We start from the raw sequence: 21,587 nt of genomic DNA, 5'->3' as shown, positions 1-21,587 counted from the left end.
CCCCCCGGCGGCGCGGTTTGTGGTGTCGGGGGGGGTGACGCGAGGGGCGGAGAGCCGACCTTCGCTGCGTCATGTGCGAATGTTCGAGGCGAGCATAATAGCTGACCTTGAGACACGCCGTGTCGGCCGTTTGGAAGTGATAGTGACGTTCGATTCATGATCGGGTTCAGGCTGAACGGGATAGCAAGGCTACCGATCGCAAAGTCGACTTGACCAGGAACAACGGCACAGGACGTCTAGGGCAAGCAGGTTCGCGGGCGAACGATCTAAGGCCTATTCGCGGACAATTACTTACTCGGAGCCTTGCCGTCGCGCTTCTCAATGGCCTTGACCGCTCCCTCTGGAAGCGAGGCGTAGACCTCTGCGACATGCTTAGGCTCAGATATGGTCTTGTCCACAATGAGGTTAAGGAGCTTGAAGAGCGCCTCCGCTGTCGCCCGGTCGTCGCGCAGGTCGATTTGACCGGGATGCACAGCGCTGTTCCCGATGACGCGGACCGCATCAAGTGCCTGCTGCACTCTTGGGTCGAGCCCGCCCTTCACTAATGCGCCAATGTCGTCGTTGATGTTCTTTCCGGGCTGCCCCAGCTCCCTGCACAGCTTCTGAATCGCAAGGCGGATGAGCGCCGCCGCCCCTCTGGGCGACTGGTCGAGGATCGTGCTTGCCTCGTTATAATCCCGCTGGATGTCGTCCGGCATGTCCGCATTCGCCGCCGGAGCTTCCCCGGTTTGTGGGTAGACAATTGCGTCATGGACCCACACCGCGACCTTATTGCAGCTCGCGCATTTGCTGAACATGACACTGCCCAGAGCAAGGCAGGACTGGCTATTCTCAGTATTGAAAAGCTCGGGAGGATGTCGTTGCGCAAGGGTTGCATCTTTGAAGAACGCGCCCATCGGTAAGTTTCTGGCGAAATGGCGGGCACCTCCCGCGAACCAGTCTTGATGCGCATAGGCCCGGCAGTAGGGACAGTTGAATGCGTTGAGGTCTAGTTCTGGCGGGACATATTTCATTGGCAACTCACAGTTCTAACAATCGGACAGCATAGACGGTGCTGGTAAGTTTGAAAGCCGCATGGACAACTACGGGCCAGACACGAAAAGATTTCTTAAGAACGCCCAAAGAGACCCGGGGAGGGTGGGCTGAAACGCAATTACCAAGCCGATTATGCTCGCTGTTCCTGCAACAAGCTGGAACGTCCGGCTCTCTGCGGCGAAATTGATGAAGGTCCGAAGTCGCCCGCCGTGCATCTCCCACCACGTTGTGTTGGTCTTTAAGGAACGGTCCCGGGCGCGCCCCGCGAGGTTGGCTATCATGTCAACTTTTCGCAACGTAGACTGATGAAGGCCCACAAAGTTCCCCTGCTCGAAAGCCTCTGCTTCGGACGCCCCATTCAGGAAGTCTCGCGGCTGAATCTTGTTCTTGTCGAGCAAGGTCGTAAGCCGGGGGTGTCCCGTGTACCCTACGCCGTAAATGTCGATCAGCAGTCGGGCGAGGTCAAATTTGTTCTCGTCCGGGATGATGAACGCGGGGGTTCCGCCCAGTACTCGGTATCTGTGCTCAATGGCGGCGAAGCCGTAGTTGATGTCCCTCATGTTCCAGTGGAGGTACTTCATCCCTCGGTGCCCGCCGATATGGGCAAAGAAGGCGTCCAGCATCTTCCGCTCTAGGGTATCGTAGTGCGCGGTGATGCCCGCAAGGTCGATGCCGTCCATTTCTGCAACTTGGTGAATTGAAAAGGAGATGGTTTGCCCCGAGTCAAGTTTGCGCACCGCGATTGACGTGATCCTAGGCGAGCGTCCATCGGTCCGGTCATAGAAGCTCTCGCAAGAGTAATGCGTCACCCAGACATTGGCAGCGTCTTCAAAGAGACGATCAATGATTTCCCTCGATGCCTTCTGCCGTTTGGGGTCTGGTGCTGACAAGTTGTGGTAGCCTTCAATACTTGACTTTACGTCTGAGTTATCCGCGCTGCCGACATTCTGACATTCCACGATGCTGCGCAAGGCATGAATGTCCGGTTTGTTGGAACTGCGGCGCGGCACCAGCAACGGCCGTGAATGGCCGGTGTGGGCCGAAACATCCCTCTAGCCCTACACCTCCATCACGGCTGTCGCCCCAATCACTCCCCCCAAAAACCACACCCCGACCCGGCGCAAAAGCACCTGATCGGGGGATTTGTACAGAACGAGGACTAACCCGCCGGATTTCGGTACAGAACAGCCGTACAAAACGGACGATTTGTACTGAATTTTCGGGCGTCAGCCGGGGCTCAGGCCGCGCAGGCGCTCGGAGCGGCGGCGCAGCATTTCGACCGTTGTCAGCAGCATGATCGAGATGATCACCAGCATCGTCGCGACCGCCAGGATGGTCGGCGAGATCTGTTCGCGAAGGCCCGTAAACATCTGCCACGGAAGGGTTTTCTGCCCCGCCGAGCCGACGAACAGGACCACCACCACCTCGTCGAACGAGGTGATGAAGGCGAACAGCCCGCCCGAAATCACCCCCGGCAGGATCAGCGGCATCTGCACCCGGAAAAACGTCGTCACCGGGTTCGCCCCCATATTCGCCGCCGCCCTGGTGAGCGACCGGTCGAACCCGACCAGGGTGGCCGTTACCGTTATGATAACAAAGGGAATTCCGAGCGCGGCATGGGCCAGGACGACACCCCAGTAGGTGCCCTGAAGCCCCAGTCGCGAGTAGAAGAAATACATCCCCGCCGCCGAAATGATCAGCGGCACGATCATCGGCGAAATCAGAATCGTCATGATCGCCCGCCGAAACGGAACATGCTCATCACTCAACCCGATCGCCGCCAGCGTCCCGAAACCCACCGACAACATCGTCGCGACAGGGGCGATGGAAATCGAGTTCCACATCGCTTGCTGCCAGTCGTCATTGGTGAAGAAGTCCTTGTAATGCTTGAGAGAATAGCCCGCGGGATCAAGCCGCAGCATCTCGGGCGTGAAGGTGAAGAAGTTCTCGGCGTTGAAGCTGAGCGGCATCACCACGACGATGGGCGTGATGAGGAAAAAGAAGATCAACCCGCACAGAACCCGGAATGCGAAGTGATAAAACACCTGCTGCGCCGTGGTATAGGGCGGCAGTTTCGCCCGGTAACGCCCCTCGCCCAGCCAGAAGATGAACCACCCGATCAGCCATCCGAACAACAGGCCGATCAGCGCCCCCATCGCCCCGGCCAACAGGTAACCCCCTGTTCCCGCAGCGATAAACGTGACCCATCGCGCGATACGCTCATGCCGGAACACACCCAGCCAGACAAAGGCCAGCGCCGCTGTCAGCACAAATCCGATGGCCAGCCCGAGCAGCGGATTGTCATGCGCCGTGCCCACCAGAAGGCCGGCAAACGCCCCCGCCAGACCCGCCACAGGCGCGGCGAAGGTGATAGGCTTCGGTTCGGTGATGGTGATTGTCATGGCCTTACCCCAGCTTCACGTTGTCGATGCCGACAATCTTGTCATAGGCCCAATACAGGATCAGCACCGCGAACAGCAGGATAGACCCAAGCGCCGCCGCCAGACCCCAGTTGAGCGAACTGGAGATATGATAGGCAATCCGGTTCGAAATGAACGTGCCGGTGGTGCCGCCCACGATCTCGGGCGTGATGTAGTAGCCGATGGCGAGGATGAACACGAGGATCGACCCCGCACCGATCCCCGGAACGGATTGCGGGAAATAGACCCGCCAGAAGGATGTCCAGTTGGTTGCGCCCAGCGATCGGGCCGCACGGACATAGGTCTGCGGGATAGTCGACATCACCGAGTACATGGGCAGGATCATGAAGGGCAGCAGGATATGCGTCATCGCCACGATCGTGCCGAACTGATTGTTGATCATCACGAGCCGCCCGGCATCATTCACTAGCCCGAGCCAGACCAGCGTGTCGTTGATCACGCCTTGTTGCTGCAACATCACCTTCCAGGCCGACGTGCGCACAAGAAGCGAGGTCCAGAAGGGCAGCAGGACCAGGATCATCAGCAGGTTCGCCGAGCGCGACGGCAGCGTCGCGAGCAGGTAGGCGACGGGATACCCCAGCAAGATGCAGCTGCCCATGATCACCAGCGACATGAACAGCGTGCGCTGGAACAACATGATGTAGATCTGTTCGTTTTCGGGGCGTGGGCGGAAACCCTCGGGGGTCTTCTGAAGATCGATCGCGTTCAGGAAATAGCCCGCCGTGAAGGGCGGCGCATACATCTTGATGGTCTTCCAGTTCTCCAGGTTGGCCCAGTCCTCGTTCATGTCGATGAACGCCTGCTTGTAGTCGATCTCGGGCTGGTCGGCCAACCCGGCTTGTGCGGCGCGCAATTCCTCGGCGCCTGCCCCCTGATACCCCGAAAGGTCGGCGCCTGCGCGCAGGTCCTCGATCAGGGCGACCTTGACGGCTTCCCAGGGCTCTTCCTCGGCCACGACATCTTCATCGGCGATGGCGGTGAAGACGGCAAATGCAGTATAGGCGCGCACGGTTCGCGGCAGAAGGTCGGCGATCTCTTGCGACGGGGCAAAACCCACTTCGCCGCCGAAACCGGACTGGTTCAGCTTGGCCAGGCGCTCGCGCTGATCGGCGACAATGTCGGATGCCTTGGGCGCGTCGTCGGGACCGCTCATCATGGTGAACCAGAAGGTCTCGTCGCTCCATGCGTCGTTCAGATCCTCCAGCGCCTCGACCTGGTCTTCTCCAACCTCGTCCACGTTGCGTCCAGAGGTCCGGAACATCGAGGAGATGCCGGCCTGTTCGTAGTTCAAACGCGACCCGAGGCGCGTGTGACGCTTGGATTCGGCGGCGAGGAACATATCGTAAAAGAGCGCCTCGAACGTTTGGTCGCCGGGCAGCGTCTCGCCGGTGCCATCCCAGTCATTCAGGGTCGCAACCGTATTGGGCAGCGTGTTCGAGACGATCTGGTTCTCGACCGAGCGGAACAGCATGTCCGCGATCGGCGCGATGAAAGTTACAAGAACGAAGATCAGCAAGGGCGCGATCAGTGCCAATGCCCGCAGTTTCTGTGCGCGGATGGCGCGCCGCAGGCTGCGTTTGAGTGGCGTCCCATCAGCGGCCAGAACCGGGCCAGTATCGGTGGTATCGCTCATCTTTTCCCCGTCGGAATGTTCTTGTTTTTTGGTGTCGAGAGGGCCGCGAACGGCCCTCTCGCATGGTCAGGTATCGGCGAGACCGATCAGTTGGCCAGCCACGACTGGAACTTGGCGTCCAGATCGTCGCGGTTGTCGGCCCACCACTCGTAGTCGTAGATATGCACGTTGGTCGCGTTGGCCGGATCGGTCGGCATGTGCGGTGCCATGTCGATGCCCAGCTCGGCATGCTGACCAACCAGCGGCGCCGAAGACGCGCGTGCCGGACCATAGGAGATATACGCCGCCTGATCGGCAAGACGCTGAGTGTCGGTCGCGAACGACAGGAAGTCCATGACCCGCGCCAGACGATCTTCGGGCAGACCCGCAGGCACGATCCAGCCGTCAAGGTCGAACGACTGCATGTCCCACATCATGGCGATCGGCTGATCCTGCTCGGCGATGGCCGAGAACAGACGACCGTTGAAGGTCGACCCCATGAACACTTCGCCATCGGCCAGAAGCTGGGGTGTTTCGGCGCCAGCCGACCACCAGACAACCTGGTCCTTGATGGTGTCGAGCTTGGCCAGTGCGCGATCCACACCCTCGTCGGTGCCAAGGACGTCATAGATATCGCCCTTCTCGACGCCATCGCAATAAAGGGCCCATTCCATGTTGTCGATCGGACGCTTCTGCAGCGCGCGCTTGCCCGGATAGGTTTCCAGGTCGAACACGTCGCAAACGCTGCTCGGGGGCTCGGTACCCTCGGGCACCATGTCGGTGCGATAACCGAACGTGGTCGAGTAAACGATCTGCGGCACGAAGCAATCGCTGACGATCAGGTCACCGAAGTCGTCGCTGGCGCTGGTGCCATCGGGCGCGGCGGCCAGCATCTCGTCGTGATCCAGCTCCATCGCCAGACCTTCGTCGCAGAGACGCATTGCGTCGGATGCCACGACATCGACCAGGTCCCAGGTCACGTTGCCGGCTTCGTCCATCGCGCGCAGTTTGGCGACGGCTTCGGCCGAGCTCTCGTCCCATGTGATCGTCACATCAGGATTGTTCGCCAGATAGGGTTCAACATAAGCTTTCTGCTGGCTGTTCTGATAGGCACCGCCCCAGGAGACGAGCGTGAGCGAATTGGCCATGTCCTGCGCATGCGCCGACACAGCGGCAACCGTCAGCGCCGTCGTGGCCAGAAGAGTTGTCGTTAGTTTCATTTCATACTCCCAACATTATTTTCCCGTTTTGAACTTTGGGCTCCGCGTTACGGGCGGGAACGGCGAAGCCTCGGGCTCATCACGCCCCGGTACGGGACGCGAATGCACTTGATCTAGACCGAATCCAGTGCGCGGCAGTCGCGCGGCAGCCAGCCGATCTTGATTTTCTCGCCAGGTTTCAGGCGGCGTTGATCCGCCGAATTCCGGGTCTTGATGATGAAGTCGTCACGGCCAGCCACCCTGAGGCGTGTACGGAACACATCGCCCATGTAGATGAACTCAAGCACCTCGGCATTCAGCGTGTGCGCGTTCTCGCCAAGCTTGGCTGTATCCACCTCGACCCGCTCGGGACGGATCGAAATGGTCGTCCGCTCGCCGGGCTGACTGACATTCACGGGCTTGGCGTCGATCAACTCGCCATCGTCCAGCTCAACGACACAACGCTCGCCCTCGATCTCCTTGACGGTCCCTTCCAGCGTGTTGTTTTCGCCGATGAACTGCGCAACGAAACTGTTTTCGGGGCTTTCATAAAGCTCGTCCGGCGGCGCAAGTTGCTGGATGCGGCCATCGTCGAACACGGCGACGCGGTCTGACATCGTCAGCGCTTCGGTCTGGTCATGGGTGACATACACCGTGGTGATCCCCAACTCATGCGCCAGGTTGGTGATCTCGAACTGCATGTGTTCGCGCAGCTGCTTGTCGAGCGCGCCAAGCGGCTCGTCCATCAGGACCAGCTCCGGCTCGAACACGAGCGCACGGGCCAGGGCGATCCGCTGCTGCTGACCCCCCGAAAGCTGCGCAGGCCGACGTCCGCCGAAATCGCCCATCTGCACCATGTCCAGCGCACGTTTGACCTTGGCCTCGCGATCGGCCTTGCCGATCTTGCGCACCTCCAGAGGGAAGGACAGGTTTTCGGCCACCGTCATATGCGGGAACAGCGCGTAATTCTGGAATACCATACCGATGCCGCGCTTGTGCGGTGGGATGTTGTTGATCTGGCGCCCATTGAGCTTGATCTCGCCGTGGGTCGCTGTCTCGAACCCGGCCAACATCATCAGGCAGGTGGTCTTGCCGGAACCCGACGGCCCGAGCATCGTCAGAAACTCGCCCTTCGGCATCGATAGATTGAGGTCTTTGACGACTAGGGTCTCGCCGTCATAACTCTTCTGCACGCGTTCGAATGCAACGAACGCATCATTGTTCGCAGTGTCCGCCAATTGTGGCTCCCTGTCTTTGTTACCCATGGATTATTTCCACGTTTGAGACGGAACTAAACCGCCAATAGTCCCCTGTTGCAAGCAGAATTCCCGCAAATCCGTAGATTATGCTGCGCTCAAGGAACATTGCGCAGTCAAAACGTGCAATTCGGGAAAAATGGGTAGTTCTGTCAGGGGAAAAGGACCATGGCTGACAGACTCAGCCATGGCCTTGTGTTGCTTGACCCAACGTCAGCCGAGCACTTTTTTAACCGCCGCGGCAGTTTTTGCAACAACCTCGTCCGCCTCCTGGCGAGTCAGGCAGAAGGGCGGCGCAAAGCCCAGGATGTCACCTTGGGGCATGGCACGCCCGATCACGCCATCGGCACCCAGGGCGCTAGCGACCTGCGGGCCAATCTTGTCTGCGGCATCAAAGAAGGTGCGGCTGTCCTTGTCCTTCACGAACTCGACGGCACAAAGCATCCCCTCGCCACGGACCTCACCGACATTCGGATGATCGCCCAAAGCCTCGGTCATGGTCTTGTTGAGGTAGCCGCCCACATCGCGGTTGTTGGAAATCAGGTCCAACTCGTCCAGCAGCTTGAGGTTCGCAACCCCCGCCGCCGCGCCGATCGGATGCGCCGAGTAGGTCCAGCCATGGCCGATCGCGCCGTTCTCGTCGGTGCCCTGCTCAAGAACCTTCCACATCTTCTCGCCCACGATCGAACCCGACAGGGGCGCATAAGCACTCGTCAGACCCTTGGCGATGGTGATCAGGTCGGGCTTGAGTCCGTAGTGATCCGAACCGAACATGCTGCCCAGACGGCCAAAGCCGGTCACGACCTCGTCGGCGATCAGCAGGATGTCGTGCTTCTTCAGAACCTTCTGGATCGCGTCCCAATAGCCTGCGGGCGGCGGCACGATACCACCCGTGCCCAGAACCGGCTCACCGATGAAGGCAGCAATGGTATCTGCGCCTTCGCGTTCGATCAGGGCTTCGAGAGAGTCGGCGCAATGCTGCACGAACTGCTCTTCGCTCTGATCCAGGTTGTCTCGGCGATAGTAATAGGGCGCCTCGGTATGGATCACCTGCGACAGCGGCAGATCGAACTTCTTGTGGAACAGTTCCAGCCCGGTCAGCGAGCCGGTCATCAGCCCCGAACCATGGTAGCCGCGCCAGCGCGAGATGATCTTCTTCTTCTCGGGGCGGCCAAGGATGTTGTTGTAATACCAGATCAGCTTGACGTTGGTTTCGTTGGCATCCGAACCCGACAGGCCGAAATAGACCTTCGACATCCCCTTGGGCGCGCGGTCCATGATCATCTTGGAGAGGGTGATGCTGGCCTCGGTGCCGTGGCCGACATAAGCGTGATAATAGGCCAGTTCCTTGGCCTGCTCGGCGATCGCGTCGGCGATATCCTGGCGGCCATAGCCCACGTTCACGCAGTATAGCCCGGCAAAGGCATCCAGCAGTTTGTTGCCGTCCCGGTCCTCGATATGACAATTCGTGCCGCCGGTGATGATCCGATTCGGGGCCTCACCGCGGGCGAACTGCGCCAGATGCGTCGAGGGATGGAAGAAATTCTCGCGGTCCCATTGATCGAGTTGGTCGTTCTTCAGCATGGTCTTTCCTTTCGCTTGTTCCTTGGCCCGGCCGGTTCAGCGGCTCGAAGCCGGCATCTGTCACTTCGCCTGCCCGCTCATGCCCAATCGCGGCAGACGTATTTCACTTCCATGAACTCTTCCATGCCCCTGCGCGCGCCTTCGCGACCCAGACCGGATTGCTTGACCCCGCCAAAGGGGATCGGCGCGCCGGTGACCTTGGTGCGGTTGACCGCGACCATGCCGAACTGCAGCGCGCGCGTCACGCGGTAGATCCGGCGCGGGTCATGGCTGTGCAGATAGGCGACAAGCCCGAACTCGGTGGCATTGGCGCGCGCGACGACCTCGTCCTCGGTATCAAAGGGCGTGATCGCCGCGACCGGGCCGAAGGTTTCATCGCTCATGATCGCCGCCTCGTCTGGCACATCGGTCAGCACGGTTGGCTGGTAGAACAGCGGACCCAGATCGTCGCGCTTGCCCCCGCATGCCAGCTTCGCGCCCTTGGCCAAGGCGTCGGCCACATGCTCTTCCTGCTTCTGCACTGCCTTTTCGTTCATCAGGGGGCCGATATCGGGGTCGTCCATGCCGATCCCGAGGCTGAGCTTCTGTGTCGCCTCGGTGAAGCGGCGGCAGAAGGTGTCGTAAACCGCGCGCTCCACGTAAATCCGGTTCGCGCCCAGACAGTCCTGACCAGAAGTGGCGAACTTGGCCTTGATGGTCTCGTCGATGGCGGTGTCCATATCGGTGTTCTTGAACACGATCACCGGGGCATGACCACCCAGTTCCATCACCAGCCGCTTCACCGTATCGGCGGATTGCCGATAGAGCAGCCTGCCGATATCCGTCGAACCGGTGAATGACAAAGCACGCACGCGCGCATCCTCCGTCCAGGGCTCGACGATGGTCGATGCGCGGCCCGTCAGCACGTTGAACACACCCGCCGGAATGCCCGCGCGCTCGGCCAGTTCGGCCAGCGCCAGCGCGGAGTAGGGTGTTTCGCTCGAGGGATGCGCAACCACCGTGCAGCCGGCCGCCATCGCCGCCGCCGCCTTGCGGGTCAGCATCGCCGCCGGAAAGTTCCAAGGCGTGATCAGCGCCGCCACGCCGACCGGCTCCAGCCACAGCTCGACTTCCGCGTCGGGCAGATGGCTGGTGACACCCTCAATGTTCGGGCGCTTGGCTTCTTCTGCGTAATACTCGACAAAGCTGGCCGCATAATCGATCTCGCCAAGCGCCTCCGACAGAGGCTTTCCCTGTTCCAGCACCATGATGCGGGCCAGATCATTCTTGTTCTCGATCATCAGGTCGAACCAGCGCCGCAACATCGCCGAGCGGTCCTGCGGTAGGGTCATCGACCAGCCGGAAAAGGCCGCATGCGCGCCATCCACCGCCAGCCGCGCCTGATCCGCCGACAGGCTGGCCACATCGCCGAGCGTCACACCGTCCGCCGGGTTGGTGACGGCAACGGTCGCGCCATCGTCTCCGGCAGTCCACTTGCCGTTCACATATGAAAAATTCCGCACCAGGCGCGCATCGTTCACGCCATTGCGGGTCCAGATCGCTGAATCAGACATGCAAATCCTCCTTTCGCGGAAGAATATCCGTTCAGCAACATGCTTTGGGGCTAAACTCAGGCGCAATCGCAGACGATTCTTCTGCAATCGCGCAAGGTGGCAGAGGATTCACCCCAAAAGCATCTCAAGCGGCGGAAGCGAAGGGGATTTCACCGGCTTGGTCACAATATAGGTGAAGTAGCGCGCCAGGCCGATGCGCGCCTCGAGCATCTCGTCGATCAGGCGCTGATAGGCATCGATATCGGTGGTCACGATCTGCAACAGGTAGTCGAACCCGCCCCCCAGAGCCCAGCAGGCGGTGATCTCGTCGAAATGCTGCACGCTGTCCTCGAAGGCGCGAAAACTGGCCGGGGTATGATCGGCCAGCTCCGCCGCCACGAACACCGTGACATGCGCGCCCAGTTTCTTGAGGTTGATGCGCGCGCCGTAGCCATCAATAAACCCGGCCTGTTCCAGCTTCTTGAGCCGCTCCCAGCAAGGGCTTGCCGAGAGGCCCACCCGCGTCGCCAGTTCCGCCTTGGTGATGCGACCCTCCTGCGACAACACGCGAAGGATCTGCAAATCGCGCGCATCGAGCTTCATGCGCGGATCACCGTGCCAGCGGCGCTGTCGCCAAGCAGCGCGAAAACATGGCTGGCAATGGCCGTATCCTGCGCACCCGTGCCGGTAAGATCGGCGATCGTGACATCCTCCGCGCCGCGCCGCCCCGGCGCATCGCCCCGGATCACCTGACCCAGCTCTGCCGGGATGCCCGCATCCCACAGGCCCGCCGCCCGTGCGCTGCGCAACTCACCCAGCATCTCGGTCTGGCTGACTCGGTCGGCGACATAGAGATCGGCCTGCGCCAGTGCCTTGGGGTCAATCTCGTTTTTGCCTTCCTGATCCGATCCCATCGCTGTGATATGCAGACCGGGATGCAGCCACTCGGCCTTGAGCACCGGTTCGCGCGCAGGCGTGGTGGTGACGACAAGCTGGCTTTGCGCGACCAGATCGTCGGGCGCGGCAACGGCCTTGGCCTCGATCCCCAGACTTGTGGCAAGGTCTTCGGCACAAGCCTGCGCCTTGGCCTGATCGCGCCCCCAGACCAGCAACCGCTTGAACGGCCGCACCAGATGCGCCGCCTGCATCTGCAGGCGCGCCTGAACACCGGTGCCGATGACGCCCGCCGTCTCGACCTCGGCGGGTGCCAGATGCCGCGCGGCGACGGCCCCGGCGGCGGCAGTGCGGATATCGGTCAGATAGCCATTGTCCAGAAACAGTGCCTGCACCAACCCGGTCTTGGACGAGAACAGGATCATCAACCCGTTGAGCGAAGGCAGGCCCAGTTTGGGATTGTCAAAAAAGCCGGGGCTGACCTTGATCGCGAACCCGTCAAAGCCGGGAATATACGCGGTTTTCACATCCACCTCACCATTGGCGGCGGGAAGGTCCATCGACATGATCGGCGGCATCACCACATCCCCCCCGGCCAGCGCCGTGAAGGCCTGCTCGATCACGTTGACCGTTTCGATATCAAGCGCCACGGCATCGCGCAGATCGGCCTCGGTCAGGATCCTGATATCATGCGGCATAGGGTTTCCCTTTCACGGTGATGTCGCCCAGTTGCACATGCTGCCCGGTGACGACACGGGTAAATGTGGGCATGTCCAGATTGCGACCGGTGACGATGGTGGCCGTAGGTCCATCGAGCTTGATCCGGCCACTCAGCACGGCCGCCATGCCGACGACACAGGCGCCTTCGGCGACGATCCGGTCCTCGTAATAAAGCACCTGCATCGCGTGGTAAATCTCGTCTTCCGAGACCAGCACGATCTCGTCCAGAAGATCGCGGCAGAGAGGAAAGCTCAGGCGGTTTTCCATCCCGATCCCGCCACCCAGCGAATCCGCCAGCGAGGGAATTTCCTCGACCTCGACGGGTTTGCCCGCGCGGATGCTTTCATACATCGCCGCGCCGCGATCCATCGAGATGCCGATCAGGCGGATCTGCGGGTTGATCGCCTTGGCCGCGAGCGCCACGCCTGCGGCCAGCCCGCCACCCGACAGCGGCACTAGCAGCGTGGTGATGTCGGGGCGCGCCGACAGAATCTCAAGCCCGATCGTGCCTTGCCCTGCGATCACCAGCGGGTCGTCGAATGGCGAGATTTCAAAGAGGCCCTCTTCGCGGGCAAGGCGCCGGGATTCGGCCTGCGCGTCATCCTGGCTGCGGCCCGCGATGTGCACCTCGCCACCCAAGGCCCGGATGCCATCGACCTTGGCCTGCGGCACAAGCTCGGACATGCAGATCACAGCACGTATCCCGCGCTGCCCGGCGGCATAGGCGACACCGCGCCCGTGATTGCCCGTGGAGCAGCAGGTCACGCCCCTTGCCTCGGTCACGCCCGCCACCGCGTTGAGCGCCCCGCGCAGCTTGAACGCGCCGATCGGTTGCATGTTTTCCAGCTTGAGCAGAAAGTCAGCCCCCGAGCGCGCGCTCATGAATGGGGACGGCACCAGCGGCGTGCCGTCGGCGACCCCGCGGATCACCTTGGCCGCTGAATAGATGTCGGCGAGGGTCAGTTGCATGTCGAACTCCGGGTCGCTGAAACCAGCTTTGCGCCGGGGGAGCGTAGCGTCAACTGCGCGACACGTAATTTCCCAAAAACGACATTTCATGCCGTTTTCCTTGGGGCAAGCCCGCCCACTGCGCAGTAAGGCGCAAGAGTGTCCTCTAGATTCAGGTATGACGATGATCCAGAAATACCTCCCATTTTCCGATGCAGAGTTCCAGCGCCGGCTGGCTAAAACCCGCCACGCAATGGAAAAGGCCGGGCTCGATGCGATGTTCGTGACGGACCCTTCCAACCAGAACTGGCTGACAGGTTACGACGGCTGGTCCTTCTATGTGCATCAGGGTGTCATCGTCCTTCCCGACGCCGATCCGATCTGGTGGGGTCGCAATCAGGACGCCAATGGCGGGCTGCGCACCGTCTGGATGACCGATGACCGCGTGATCGGCTATCCCGACAACTACGTGCAGTCCACCGATCGCCACCCGATGCAGGATCTGTCCGAACGCCTGAAAGGCATGGGGCTGGATAGTGCCCGCATCGGTGTCGAGATGGACAATTACTATTTCTCGGCCAAGGCCTTCACCGTCATGCAGACCGAGATGCCGAACGCCACGCTGGTGGACGCCACCGCGCTGGTGAACTGGCAGCGAGCGATCAAGTCGGACGAGGAACTGGCCTTTATCCGCAAGGCGGCCGCGATCTCGGAAAAGATCGTGGACGGGTTGCTGGAACGGGTCGAACCGGGCGTACCCAAGAACGAGGTCGTCGCCGAAATCTTCCGCGACGGTATCCGTGGCACCGATGGCAACTGGGGCGACTACCCGGCCATCGTGCCGCTACTGCCCTCGGGGTCTGACGCCGCCGCACCGCACCTGACATGGGATGGCCGCGATTTCGCCGAGGGCGAGGCGACCTTCTTCGAGATTTCCGGATGCTACCGGCGTTACCATGCGCCCCTGTGCCGAACGCTGTTCCTTGGCAAGCCTCCGCAATTCCTGCTGGATGCCGAAAGGGCGTTGGTCGAGGGGCTGGAAGCGGGTCTTGACGCTGCGCGGGCGGGCAATCGTGCCTGTGACATCGCCAATGCGCTGGCCGCGCCGCTGGAACGTGCCGGGATCGAGCGGGGCGCGCGCTGTGGCTATCCCATCGGGCTCAGCTATCCGCCCGATTGGGGCGAGCGCACCATCAGCCTGCGGGCCGAGGATGAAACCGTCCTTGAACCGGGGATGACGTTCCATTTCATGCCTGGTCTGTGGATGTCGGATTGGGGTCTCGAGATCACCGAATCGATCCTGATCAAGGAGAATGGCGCGGCGGAGACATTCTGCAATCGTCCGCGAAAGATGTTCATCAAGGACTGAATACGAGGCGGATTCGGCCTGTCGGTTCCGCGTCGGTATCGCATCGGTATCGCGTCGGTCTTTCTTGCGGTGGCTGCGCCTGTCGCAAGTGCCGCCGCTGGGGCGGTGACAATCCTGCCGGGGCTTGCTAAAGGCTGGTGCAGGGTCGCCACGATGGAGCCGATTTTGAAGGTCACGGAAACGAAACTGCCCGGCGTGCTGCTGATCGAGCCGCGCCGCTTTGGCGACAACAGGGGTTTCTTCTCGGAGAGCTGGAACCGCAAGACCCTGTTGGAACACGGCGTCGATTTTGACTTCGTACAGGACAATCACTCGGTCTCGGCGGCGGTCGACACGGTGCGGGGGCTGCATTTCCAATCCCCGCCCCATGCACAGGCCAAGCTGGTGCGCTGTGGGCGCGGGCGGCTGTTCGATGTCGCGGTCGATGCGCGCAAGGGCAGTCCGACCTATGGCCAATGGGTCGGCTATGATCTGACCTTCGAGAACGGCCTGCAACTGCTGATCCCGGAGGGTTTCCTGCACGGTTTCGCAACCCGCGAACCCGACACCGAGATCATCTACAAGTGCTCGGATTACTATGCGCCCGAATGCGATGGCGCGGTGCGCTTTGACGATCCCGATATCGGGATCGACTGGGGCCTCTCCGGCGCGCCGGTCCTGTCGGACAAGGACGCCGCCGCACAGCTGTTCGCGGAGTTCGACAGCCCCTTCACATACGGAGACACGCCATGAAGATCCTTGTGACCGGCGGCGCGGGGTTCATCGGCTCTGCAGTCGTGCGCCTTGCGGTGGAACGCGGGCATGAGGTGGTGAACCTTGATGCGCTGACCTATGCGGGGCGGCTTGAGAACGTGGCCGCCGTGGCCGACAGCCCGCTCTACAGCTTTGAACATGCCGATATCCGCGACCGCGCCGCGCTGGCGCGAATCTTTGCGGCGCATGATCCAGATGCAGTCATGCACCTGGCCGCCGAAAGCCATGTCGACCGCTCGATCGACGGGCCGGGCGATTTCATCGACACAAACATCATCGGCACCTACAACATGCTGGAGGCCGCCCGCGCCCAATGGACCGCCACGGGCCGTCCACCCGGATTCCGCTTTCACCATATCTCGACCGACGAGGTCTATGGCTCGCTCGGCGATACGGGGCTGTTCACCGAAGAAACCCCCTATGACCCCCGCAGCCCCTATTCCGCCTCAAAGGCATCGTCGGACCACCTGGTGCGCGCCTGGTTCCACACCTACGGGCTGCCGGTGGTGCTGACCAACTGCTCAAACAATTACGGCCCCTATCATTTTCCCGAGAAGCTGATTCCCAAGGTCATCCTGAATGCCCTGCACGGCAAGGAAATCCCCGTCTATGGCGAGGGCCTGAATGTGCGTGACTGGCTGTTTGTCGAGGACCATGCCGACGCGCTGTTGCTGGCGGTGGAAAAGGGGCGGCCGGGGCGCAGCTATAACGTGGGCGGCCACAACGAGCGGCGCAATATCGACCTCGTGCATGCGATCTGCGATTGCCTCGATGAAAAGCGCCCGCGCGAAACCGGCTCTTATCGCGATCTGATCCGGTTTGTCACCGACCGCCCCGGCCATGATGCGCGCTATGCCATCGACCCCGACCGCATCACGGACGAGCTGGGCTGGAAACCCTCGGTGACGGTGGAACAGGGTCTGGAAAAGACCGTGCAATGGTATCTCGACAACCCGGAATGGTGGGAACCCCTGCTTGAGATCGAGGGCGTCGGAACACGGGTGGGCACGGCATGAGCCTGCTTGTTTTCGGCAAGACCGGACAGGTCGCCACCGAGCTGGCAAAGCGCGCGCCGGGTGCCGTGTTTCTGGACCGGGACGAGGCCGATCTGAGTGATCCCGCCGCATGCGAAAAGGCGATCCGCGCCCATGCGCCAAGCGCCGTCATCAACGCCGCGGCCTATACCGCCGTGGACCGCGCCGAAGAGGAAGAGGCGCTTGCCCATCAGGTCAATGCCATCGCCCCTGCGGCCATGGCCCATGCCTGCGCCGAGATGGGAATCGCGCTGGTGCATATCTCGACCGATTACGTCTTTGACGGAAGCGGCACCGCGCCGCACAGCCCGACAGACCCTGTTTCACCGCAAAACGTCTATGGGCGCAGCAAGCTGGCGGGCGAAGAGGCCATCACGCAGGCGGGTGGCACCCATGCGATCCTGCGCACGAGCTGGGTTTTTTCGGCGCATGGCGGCAATTTCGTTAAGACCATGCTGCGCCTTTCCGAAAGCCGCGATGCGCTCAATATCGTCGATGACCAGATCGGCGGGCCGACTGCAGCGGCAGATATCGCCGCCGCCTGCCTTGCCATTGCGGAACAGTTGCAGGCGGACCCGGCCAAAAGCGGCATCTATCATTTCTCAGGGGCGCCCGACGCCAGCTGGAAGGACTTTGCCGAAGCGATCTTCGACATGGCCGCGCGCCCTGTCACGGTCAGCGGCATTCCGACATCGGACTACCCGACCCCGGCCAGGCGCCCGCTTAATTCGAGACTGGATTGCGCCGAAACAGAGACTGTTTTCGGCATCAAGCGCCCCGACTGGCGCGCGGGCCTCAAGGCCGTTCTGAACGATTTGGGAGTGTTGAGCGCATGACACAACGCAAAGGTATCATTCTTGCCGGTGGCTCGGGTACCCGCCTGTACCCGATCACCATGGGCATCTCGAAGCAGCTTTTGCCGATCTATGACAAGCCGATGATCTATTATCCGCTGTCGGTGCTGATGCTGGCGGGGATCCGCGAGATCGCGATGATCACCACCCCGCAGGATCAGGACCAGTTCAAGCGGATGCTGGGCGATGGCAGCCAATGGGGGCTGTCACTGACCTATATCGTGCAGGAATCGCCCGACGGGCTGGCGCAGGCCTATATCCTGGCCGAGGATTTCCTGAACGGCGCGTCTTCGGCGATGGTGCTGGGGGACAACATCTTTTTCGGGCATGGTCTGTCGGCGCTTCTGGCCGAGGCCGACAAGCAGGAAAGCGGCGGCACGGTGTTCGGCTATCACGTCGCCGATCCCGAGCGCTACGGCGTGGTCAGTTTCGATTCCGAAGGACGGGCGCAGCAGATCATCGAGAAGCCCGATGTGCCGCCGTCGAATTATGCGGTCACGGGGCTCTATTTCCTCGATGGCGACGCACCCCGGCTGGCGCGCGATGTGAAACCGTCGGAGCGCGGGGAGCTTGAGATCACCACATTGCTCGAGATGTATCTGCATGCCGGCAAGCTGGATGTGCAGCGCATGGGGCGGGGTTACGCCTGGCTGGACACCGGCACCCATGCCAGCCTTCTGGATGCGGGCAATTTCGTACGGACCCTAACCCAGAGGCAGGGGCTTCAGACCGGCTGCCTTGACGAGATCGCGCATGACATGGGCTGGATCAGTGATGAAAACCTGGCCGAGCGCGCCCGGATGTTCGCCAAGAACGATTATGGCCGTTACCTGAAAAGCCGCCTCTGACAAAGGCGGCTTTCCGGGGCATTCACATCAGCTGGCGGCGACCATCAGGCCTTCGTCGCTGAGCCGCGCATGGGCCTGATCCAGCGCCGCACCGGCGCGCGCGATCAATGTGTCGATCTCTTCATGGGTGATGACCAGCGGCGGCGAGATCACCATGCGGTCGCCGACATGGCGCATCACCAGGTTGTTGGCGAAACAGGCCTCGCGGCAGATCAGCCCGGCCGTGCCGGGGTCGGCGGCAAAGGCGGCGCGGTTCGCCTTGTCGGGCGACAGCGCGATCGAGCCCATCATGCCCGCGATCCGTGCCTCGCCCACCAGCGGATGATCGGCCAGGGTTTCCCATTTCTTCTTGAGGTAAGGCGCGGTGTCGGATGCGACGCGATCGACGATGCCCTCTTCCTGAAGGATACGCAGGTTTTCCAGCGCCACGGCGCAGGCGACGGGATGCCCCGAATAGGTATAGCCATGGGCAAACTCGCAGCCATTGATGACCTCGGCCACCTCGTCGCAGACCAGCGAGCCGCCAATCGGGGCGTAGCCCGAGCTGAGCCCCTTGGCGATGGTCATGACATGCGGCTTGATGCCGAAACTTTCCGAGCCGAACCAGGTGCCGGTGCGTCCGAAGCCGCAGATCACCTCGTCGGCGATCAGCAGGATCTCGTATTTGTCGCAGATGCGCTGAATCTCGGGCCAGTAGGTCTCGGGCGGGATGATCACGCCGCCCGCGCCCTGCACCGGCTCGCCGATAAAGGCGGCGACGCGGTCTTCGCCCAGTTCCAGTATTGCGTCTTCCAGCTCGCGGGCACGGGCCAGGCCGAATTCCTCGGGGGTCATGTCGCCGCCTTCGCCATACCAGTGAGGCTGGTTGATGTGATGCACGTCGGGGATCGGCAGGCCGCCCTGCGCATGCATCGCCGACATGCCGCCAAGGCTGGCGCTGCCGACGCTGGAGCCGTGATAGGCGTTCTTGCGGCTGATGATGACCTTTTTGGTAGGCTTGCCTTTCTGTGCCCAGTAGGTGCGAACCAGGCGGATATTGGTGTCATTCGCCTCGGAACCGGACCCGGCATAGAAGACGTGGTTGAGGTCATGAGGCGTCAGTTCCGCCAGCTTGTCGGCCAGCGCGATGGCCGGGACATGAGTCGTCTGGAAGAAGGTGTTGTAATAGGGCAGTTCCTTCATCTGGCGTGCGGCGGCCTCGGCCAGCTCGTCCCGGCCATAGCCGATATTGACGCACCAGAGCCCCGCCATCGCATCCAGGATCTCATGACCCTCGCTGTCGGTCAGGGTGACGCCCTTCGCACGGGTGATGATACGCGCGCCCTTGGCCGCCAGCTCGTCGCCCTGGGTGAAGGGATGCATGTGATGCGCCGCATCCAGCGCCTGCAATTGCGCCGTGGGCATGTGATTCGTGATCAGCGTCATGACGGGACCTTTCGCAATGAGATACCGGGCGCGCCGGCGCGCGCCGCTCTTGTGGCAAGAATATGATCAAATTATCCGCTGTCAATCGAATCAGCGCGACGCCCCCGGCGCGCCCAGAGATTGGCGCACCTGCTCCATTCCCTGGATTACATCCTCGCGGATCGCCCGCGCCGCGGTCTCGGCATCGCCAGCGCGCATGGCATTCAGAAGATCCTTGTGCTTGTCCGGCAGGTTCTGGGTGCCAAGCCTGCCGCAGACCACGCGCAGCGATGGGCCAAAGCGCAGCCACAGCCCATCGGCCATATCCGCCAGGATCGGGGCATCGGCCAATTCGTAGATTCGTTGATGAAAACGGTAATTCAGCTCGAGATATCCGCGCAGGTCGCCCCGGCGAATCGCCTCGTCGAGGGCGGCATCCATCGCTGTCAGGTCATCCAGGTCACACGCATTGGCCCGTTCGGTGGCGCGTTGGCTGAGATGAGGATCAAGCCATTGCCGCGCAACGATTAATTCGCTGATATTATCGGCGCTCAGCAACGGTACGCAGACCCGGCGGTTGCCCTGGAATTCCAGTGCGCCCTCGCTGATAAGACGGCGAATCGCCTCGCGCACCGGGGTCATCCCGGCGCCGAGCCGGTCCGTCAGCCCCTGGATCGTCACCGCCTGCCCCGGTGCAAGATCACCGAACAGCACAAGGTCGCGCAACTGACGATAAATGAGCTCATGCGCGGGCAGCCGCCCCTTTTCAGGGGCGGAAGTGGTCATTTTAACGGCAGCCTTGTTCATGTTTCGGGCCTCCAGCCACCTCATCGACACAACCGACCTTGCGAGTTTAACGGCTGCGTGGAAACATTGCTATATTGCCATGCGCGGAAAATTTTGATCAAATCCGCTACCAAGGCTGCGACAAAGCGCCGAACCAACGGGAGACCATGATGCGAAAGCTGATTCTGACCACCACCGCGACTCTGGCCTTGAGCGCGCTCAGCGCCACGGCGCAGGAAGTGCGCGTCTACAACTGGTCCGACTATATCGATGAGGACCTGATTACAGAGTTCGAGCAAGAGACCGGGCTGAAGCTGGTCTATGACGTGTTCGACAGCAACGAGGTTCTGGAGACCAAGATGCTGGCGGGCGGCTCCGGCTACGATGTCGTCGTTCCCTCGGGCACTTTCCTGCAACGTCAGATTTCCGCCGGGGCCTTTCAGAAGCTGGACCCGTCGAAACTGCCGAATCTGGACAACATGTGGGACGTGGTCGAGCAGCGCACGGCGCAATACGACCCCGATAACGCCTATTCGATCAACTATATGTGGGGCACCACCGGGATCGGTGTGAATGTCGGCCAGGTCAAGGAGCTGCTGGGCGAGGACGCCCCTATCGACAGCTGGGAGCTGGTTTTCAACCCCGAGAACATGGACAAGCTGGCCGAGTGCGGTGTGCACTTCCTCGATGCGCCCGCCGAGATGATCCCGGCGGCGCTGAAATATATCGGCGAGGACCCCAATAGCCACGACCCCGATGTGATCGCCAAGGTCGAAGAGGTCTATGCCCCGGTCCGCGACAGCATTCAGAAATTCCACAGCTCGGAATACATCAACGCGCTGGCCAATGGCGACATCTGCGTCGCGGTCGGCTGGTCGGGTGATATCCTGCAAGCGCGCGACCGCGCGGTCGAGGCCGAGAACGGCGTCGAGATCGCCTATAACGCGCCCAAGGAAGGCGCGCAGATGTGGTTCGACCAGATGGCGATTCCCATCGATGCGCCCAACCCCGATGGCGCGCATACCTTCCTGAACTTCATCATGGATGCCGAGAACATGGCGGCGGCGTCGAACTACGTCTATTACGCCAACGGCAACAAGGCCTCGCAGGAATACCTGGTCGAGGACGTGATCGGCGACCCGGCGATCTATCCTTCGGAGGAGGCGATGAACAACCTGTTCACCACGACGCCCTATCCGGCCAAGGTCCAGCGCGTCGTGACGCGCCTGTGGACCAAGATCAAATCGGGCACCTGACGCCCGCACGGCCCGCGCGACCCGATCGCGCGGGCCTTTTCATTCCGACAGGTGGGACAGGC

19 protein-coding genes are annotated in these 21,587 nt (G+C 61.6%); 6 read left to right on the top strand and 13 right to left on the bottom strand.

Features of this window, described 5'->3' with window-relative positions:
- Nucleotides 1-287: 287 nt before the first annotated feature.
- The 11 genes from ROH8110_RS10895 to eutB all read right to left on the bottom strand — a co-directional run bounded on the left by ROH8110_RS10895 (nucleotide 288) and on the right by eutB (nucleotide 13,242).
- Nucleotides 288-1,013 carry a DUF4145 domain-containing protein gene (locus ROH8110_RS10895; RefSeq protein ID WP_085817755.1) on the bottom strand — a complete coding sequence of 242 codons (726 nt, stop codon included), beginning with the start codon at nucleotides 1,011-1,013 and terminating at the stop codon, nucleotides 288-290.
- Between the two features lie 69 nt (nucleotides 1,014-1,082).
- Entirely contained in the window at nucleotides 1,083-2,051 is a 969-nt protein-coding gene (locus ROH8110_RS10890; protein WP_176236597.1) for a hypothetical protein, read from the bottom strand.
- A 210-nt stretch (nucleotides 2,052-2,261) separates the two neighbouring features.
- On the bottom strand, nucleotides 2,262-3,437 hold the full coding sequence (locus tag ROH8110_RS10885; RefSeq protein WP_085817754.1) for an ABC transporter permease: 1,176 nt from the start codon (nucleotides 3,435-3,437) through the stop codon (nucleotides 2,262-2,264).
- Between the two features lie 4 nt (nucleotides 3,438-3,441).
- Nucleotides 3,442-5,109, bottom strand: coding sequence for an ABC transporter permease (locus ROH8110_RS10880; RefSeq protein ID WP_085817753.1), 1,668 nt, complete (start codon nucleotides 5,107-5,109; stop codon nucleotides 3,442-3,444).
- 86 nt (nucleotides 5,110-5,195) lie between these two features.
- Nucleotides 5,196-6,308 carry an extracellular solute-binding protein gene (locus ROH8110_RS10875; protein WP_085817752.1) on the bottom strand — a complete coding sequence of 371 codons (1,113 nt, stop codon included), beginning with the start codon at nucleotides 6,306-6,308 and terminating at the stop codon, nucleotides 5,196-5,198.
- Between the two features lie 113 nt (nucleotides 6,309-6,421).
- Nucleotides 6,422-7,525: an ABC transporter ATP-binding protein gene (locus tag ROH8110_RS10870; RefSeq protein ID WP_085817751.1), complete on the bottom strand. Its 1,104-nt coding sequence runs from the start codon at nucleotides 7,523-7,525 to the stop codon at nucleotides 6,422-6,424.
- A 231-nt stretch (nucleotides 7,526-7,756) separates the two neighbouring features.
- Nucleotides 7,757-9,127: an aspartate aminotransferase family protein gene (locus ROH8110_RS10865; protein WP_085817750.1), complete on the bottom strand. Its 1,371-nt coding sequence runs from the start codon at nucleotides 9,125-9,127 to the stop codon at nucleotides 7,757-7,759.
- Between the two features lie 77 nt (nucleotides 9,128-9,204).
- Nucleotides 9,205-10,680 carry an NAD-dependent succinate-semialdehyde dehydrogenase gene (locus tag ROH8110_RS10860; protein ID WP_085817749.1) on the bottom strand — a complete coding sequence of 492 codons (1,476 nt, stop codon included), beginning with the start codon at nucleotides 10,678-10,680 and terminating at the stop codon, nucleotides 9,205-9,207.
- Between the two features lie 108 nt (nucleotides 10,681-10,788).
- Nucleotides 10,789-11,262: an Lrp/AsnC family transcriptional regulator gene (locus ROH8110_RS10855; protein WP_085817748.1), complete on the bottom strand. Its 474-nt coding sequence runs from the start codon at nucleotides 11,260-11,262 to the stop codon at nucleotides 10,789-10,791.
- On the bottom strand, nucleotides 11,259-12,251 hold the full coding sequence (locus tag ROH8110_RS10850) for a cyclodeaminase (RefSeq protein ID WP_085817747.1): 993 nt from the start codon (nucleotides 12,249-12,251) through the stop codon (nucleotides 11,259-11,261). Before ROH8110_RS10850 ends, ROH8110_RS10855 begins: the two co-directional genes overlap by 4 nt.
- Nucleotides 12,241-13,242: a hydroxyectoine utilization dehydratase EutB gene (gene eutB, locus ROH8110_RS10845; protein WP_085817746.1), complete on the bottom strand. Its 1,002-nt coding sequence runs from the start codon at nucleotides 13,240-13,242 to the stop codon at nucleotides 12,241-12,243. Before eutB ends, ROH8110_RS10850 begins: the two co-directional genes overlap by 11 nt.
- 163 nt (nucleotides 13,243-13,405) lie before the next feature.
- On the opposite strand from eutB, the gene doeA reads away from it, so the two are divergent.
- From doeA to rfbA, 5 genes are all read left to right on the top strand, one after another.
- A complete protein-coding gene (gene doeA / locus ROH8110_RS10840; protein WP_085817857.1) occupies nucleotides 13,406-14,590 on the top strand; it encodes an ectoine hydrolase DoeA in 1,185 nt (394 codons plus the stop codon).
- 153 nt (nucleotides 14,591-14,743) lie between these two features.
- On the top strand, nucleotides 14,744-15,322 hold the full coding sequence (rfbC, locus tag ROH8110_RS10835; RefSeq protein ID WP_176236596.1) for a dTDP-4-dehydrorhamnose 3,5-epimerase: 579 nt from the start codon (nucleotides 14,744-14,746) through the stop codon (nucleotides 15,320-15,322).
- On the top strand, nucleotides 15,319-16,359 hold the full coding sequence (gene rfbB, locus ROH8110_RS10830; RefSeq protein ID WP_085817745.1) for a dTDP-glucose 4,6-dehydratase: 1,041 nt from the start codon (nucleotides 15,319-15,321) through the stop codon (nucleotides 16,357-16,359). Before rfbC ends, rfbB begins: the two co-directional genes overlap by 4 nt.
- Nucleotides 16,356-17,213, top strand: a complete 858-nt coding sequence (gene rfbD / locus ROH8110_RS10825) for a dTDP-4-dehydrorhamnose reductase (protein WP_085817744.1) — start codon at nucleotides 16,356-16,358, stop codon at nucleotides 17,211-17,213. Before rfbB ends, rfbD begins: the two co-directional genes overlap by 4 nt.
- Nucleotides 17,210-18,079 (top strand): glucose-1-phosphate thymidylyltransferase RfbA, encoded by an 870-nt coding sequence (rfbA, locus tag ROH8110_RS10820; RefSeq protein ID WP_085817743.1) that lies wholly within the window; start codon nucleotides 17,210-17,212, stop codon nucleotides 18,077-18,079. Before rfbD ends, rfbA begins: the two co-directional genes overlap by 4 nt.
- 27 nt (nucleotides 18,080-18,106) lie before the next feature.
- On the opposite strand, the gene ROH8110_RS10815 is transcribed toward rfbA, so the two are convergent.
- Together ROH8110_RS10815 and ROH8110_RS10810 are read right to left on the bottom strand one after the other, a co-directional pair.
- Nucleotides 18,107-19,504, bottom strand: a complete 1,398-nt coding sequence (locus ROH8110_RS10815; RefSeq protein ID WP_085817742.1) for an aspartate aminotransferase family protein — start codon at nucleotides 19,502-19,504, stop codon at nucleotides 18,107-18,109.
- A gap of 90 nt (nucleotides 19,505-19,594) precedes the next feature.
- On the bottom strand, nucleotides 19,595-20,290 hold the full coding sequence (locus ROH8110_RS10810; RefSeq protein WP_085817741.1) for a GntR family transcriptional regulator: 696 nt from the start codon (nucleotides 20,288-20,290) through the stop codon (nucleotides 19,595-19,597).
- Between the two features lie 146 nt (nucleotides 20,291-20,436).
- On the opposite strand from ROH8110_RS10810, the gene ROH8110_RS10805 reads away from it, so the two are divergent.
- Nucleotides 20,437-21,525 carry a polyamine ABC transporter substrate-binding protein gene (locus ROH8110_RS10805; protein WP_085817855.1) on the top strand — a complete coding sequence of 363 codons (1,089 nt, stop codon included), beginning with the start codon at nucleotides 20,437-20,439 and terminating at the stop codon, nucleotides 21,523-21,525.
- The last annotated feature ends 62 nt before the right edge of the window (nucleotides 21,526-21,587 follow it).

Source organism: Roseovarius halotolerans, from assembly GCF_900172255.1.
In the GTDB taxonomy this organism is placed as follows: domain Bacteria; phylum Pseudomonadota; class Alphaproteobacteria; order Rhodobacterales; family Rhodobacteraceae; genus Roseovarius; species Roseovarius halotolerans.
Note: the sequence above shows the minus strand (reverse complement) of the source record. Positions and strands in the feature narration are given on the sequence as shown.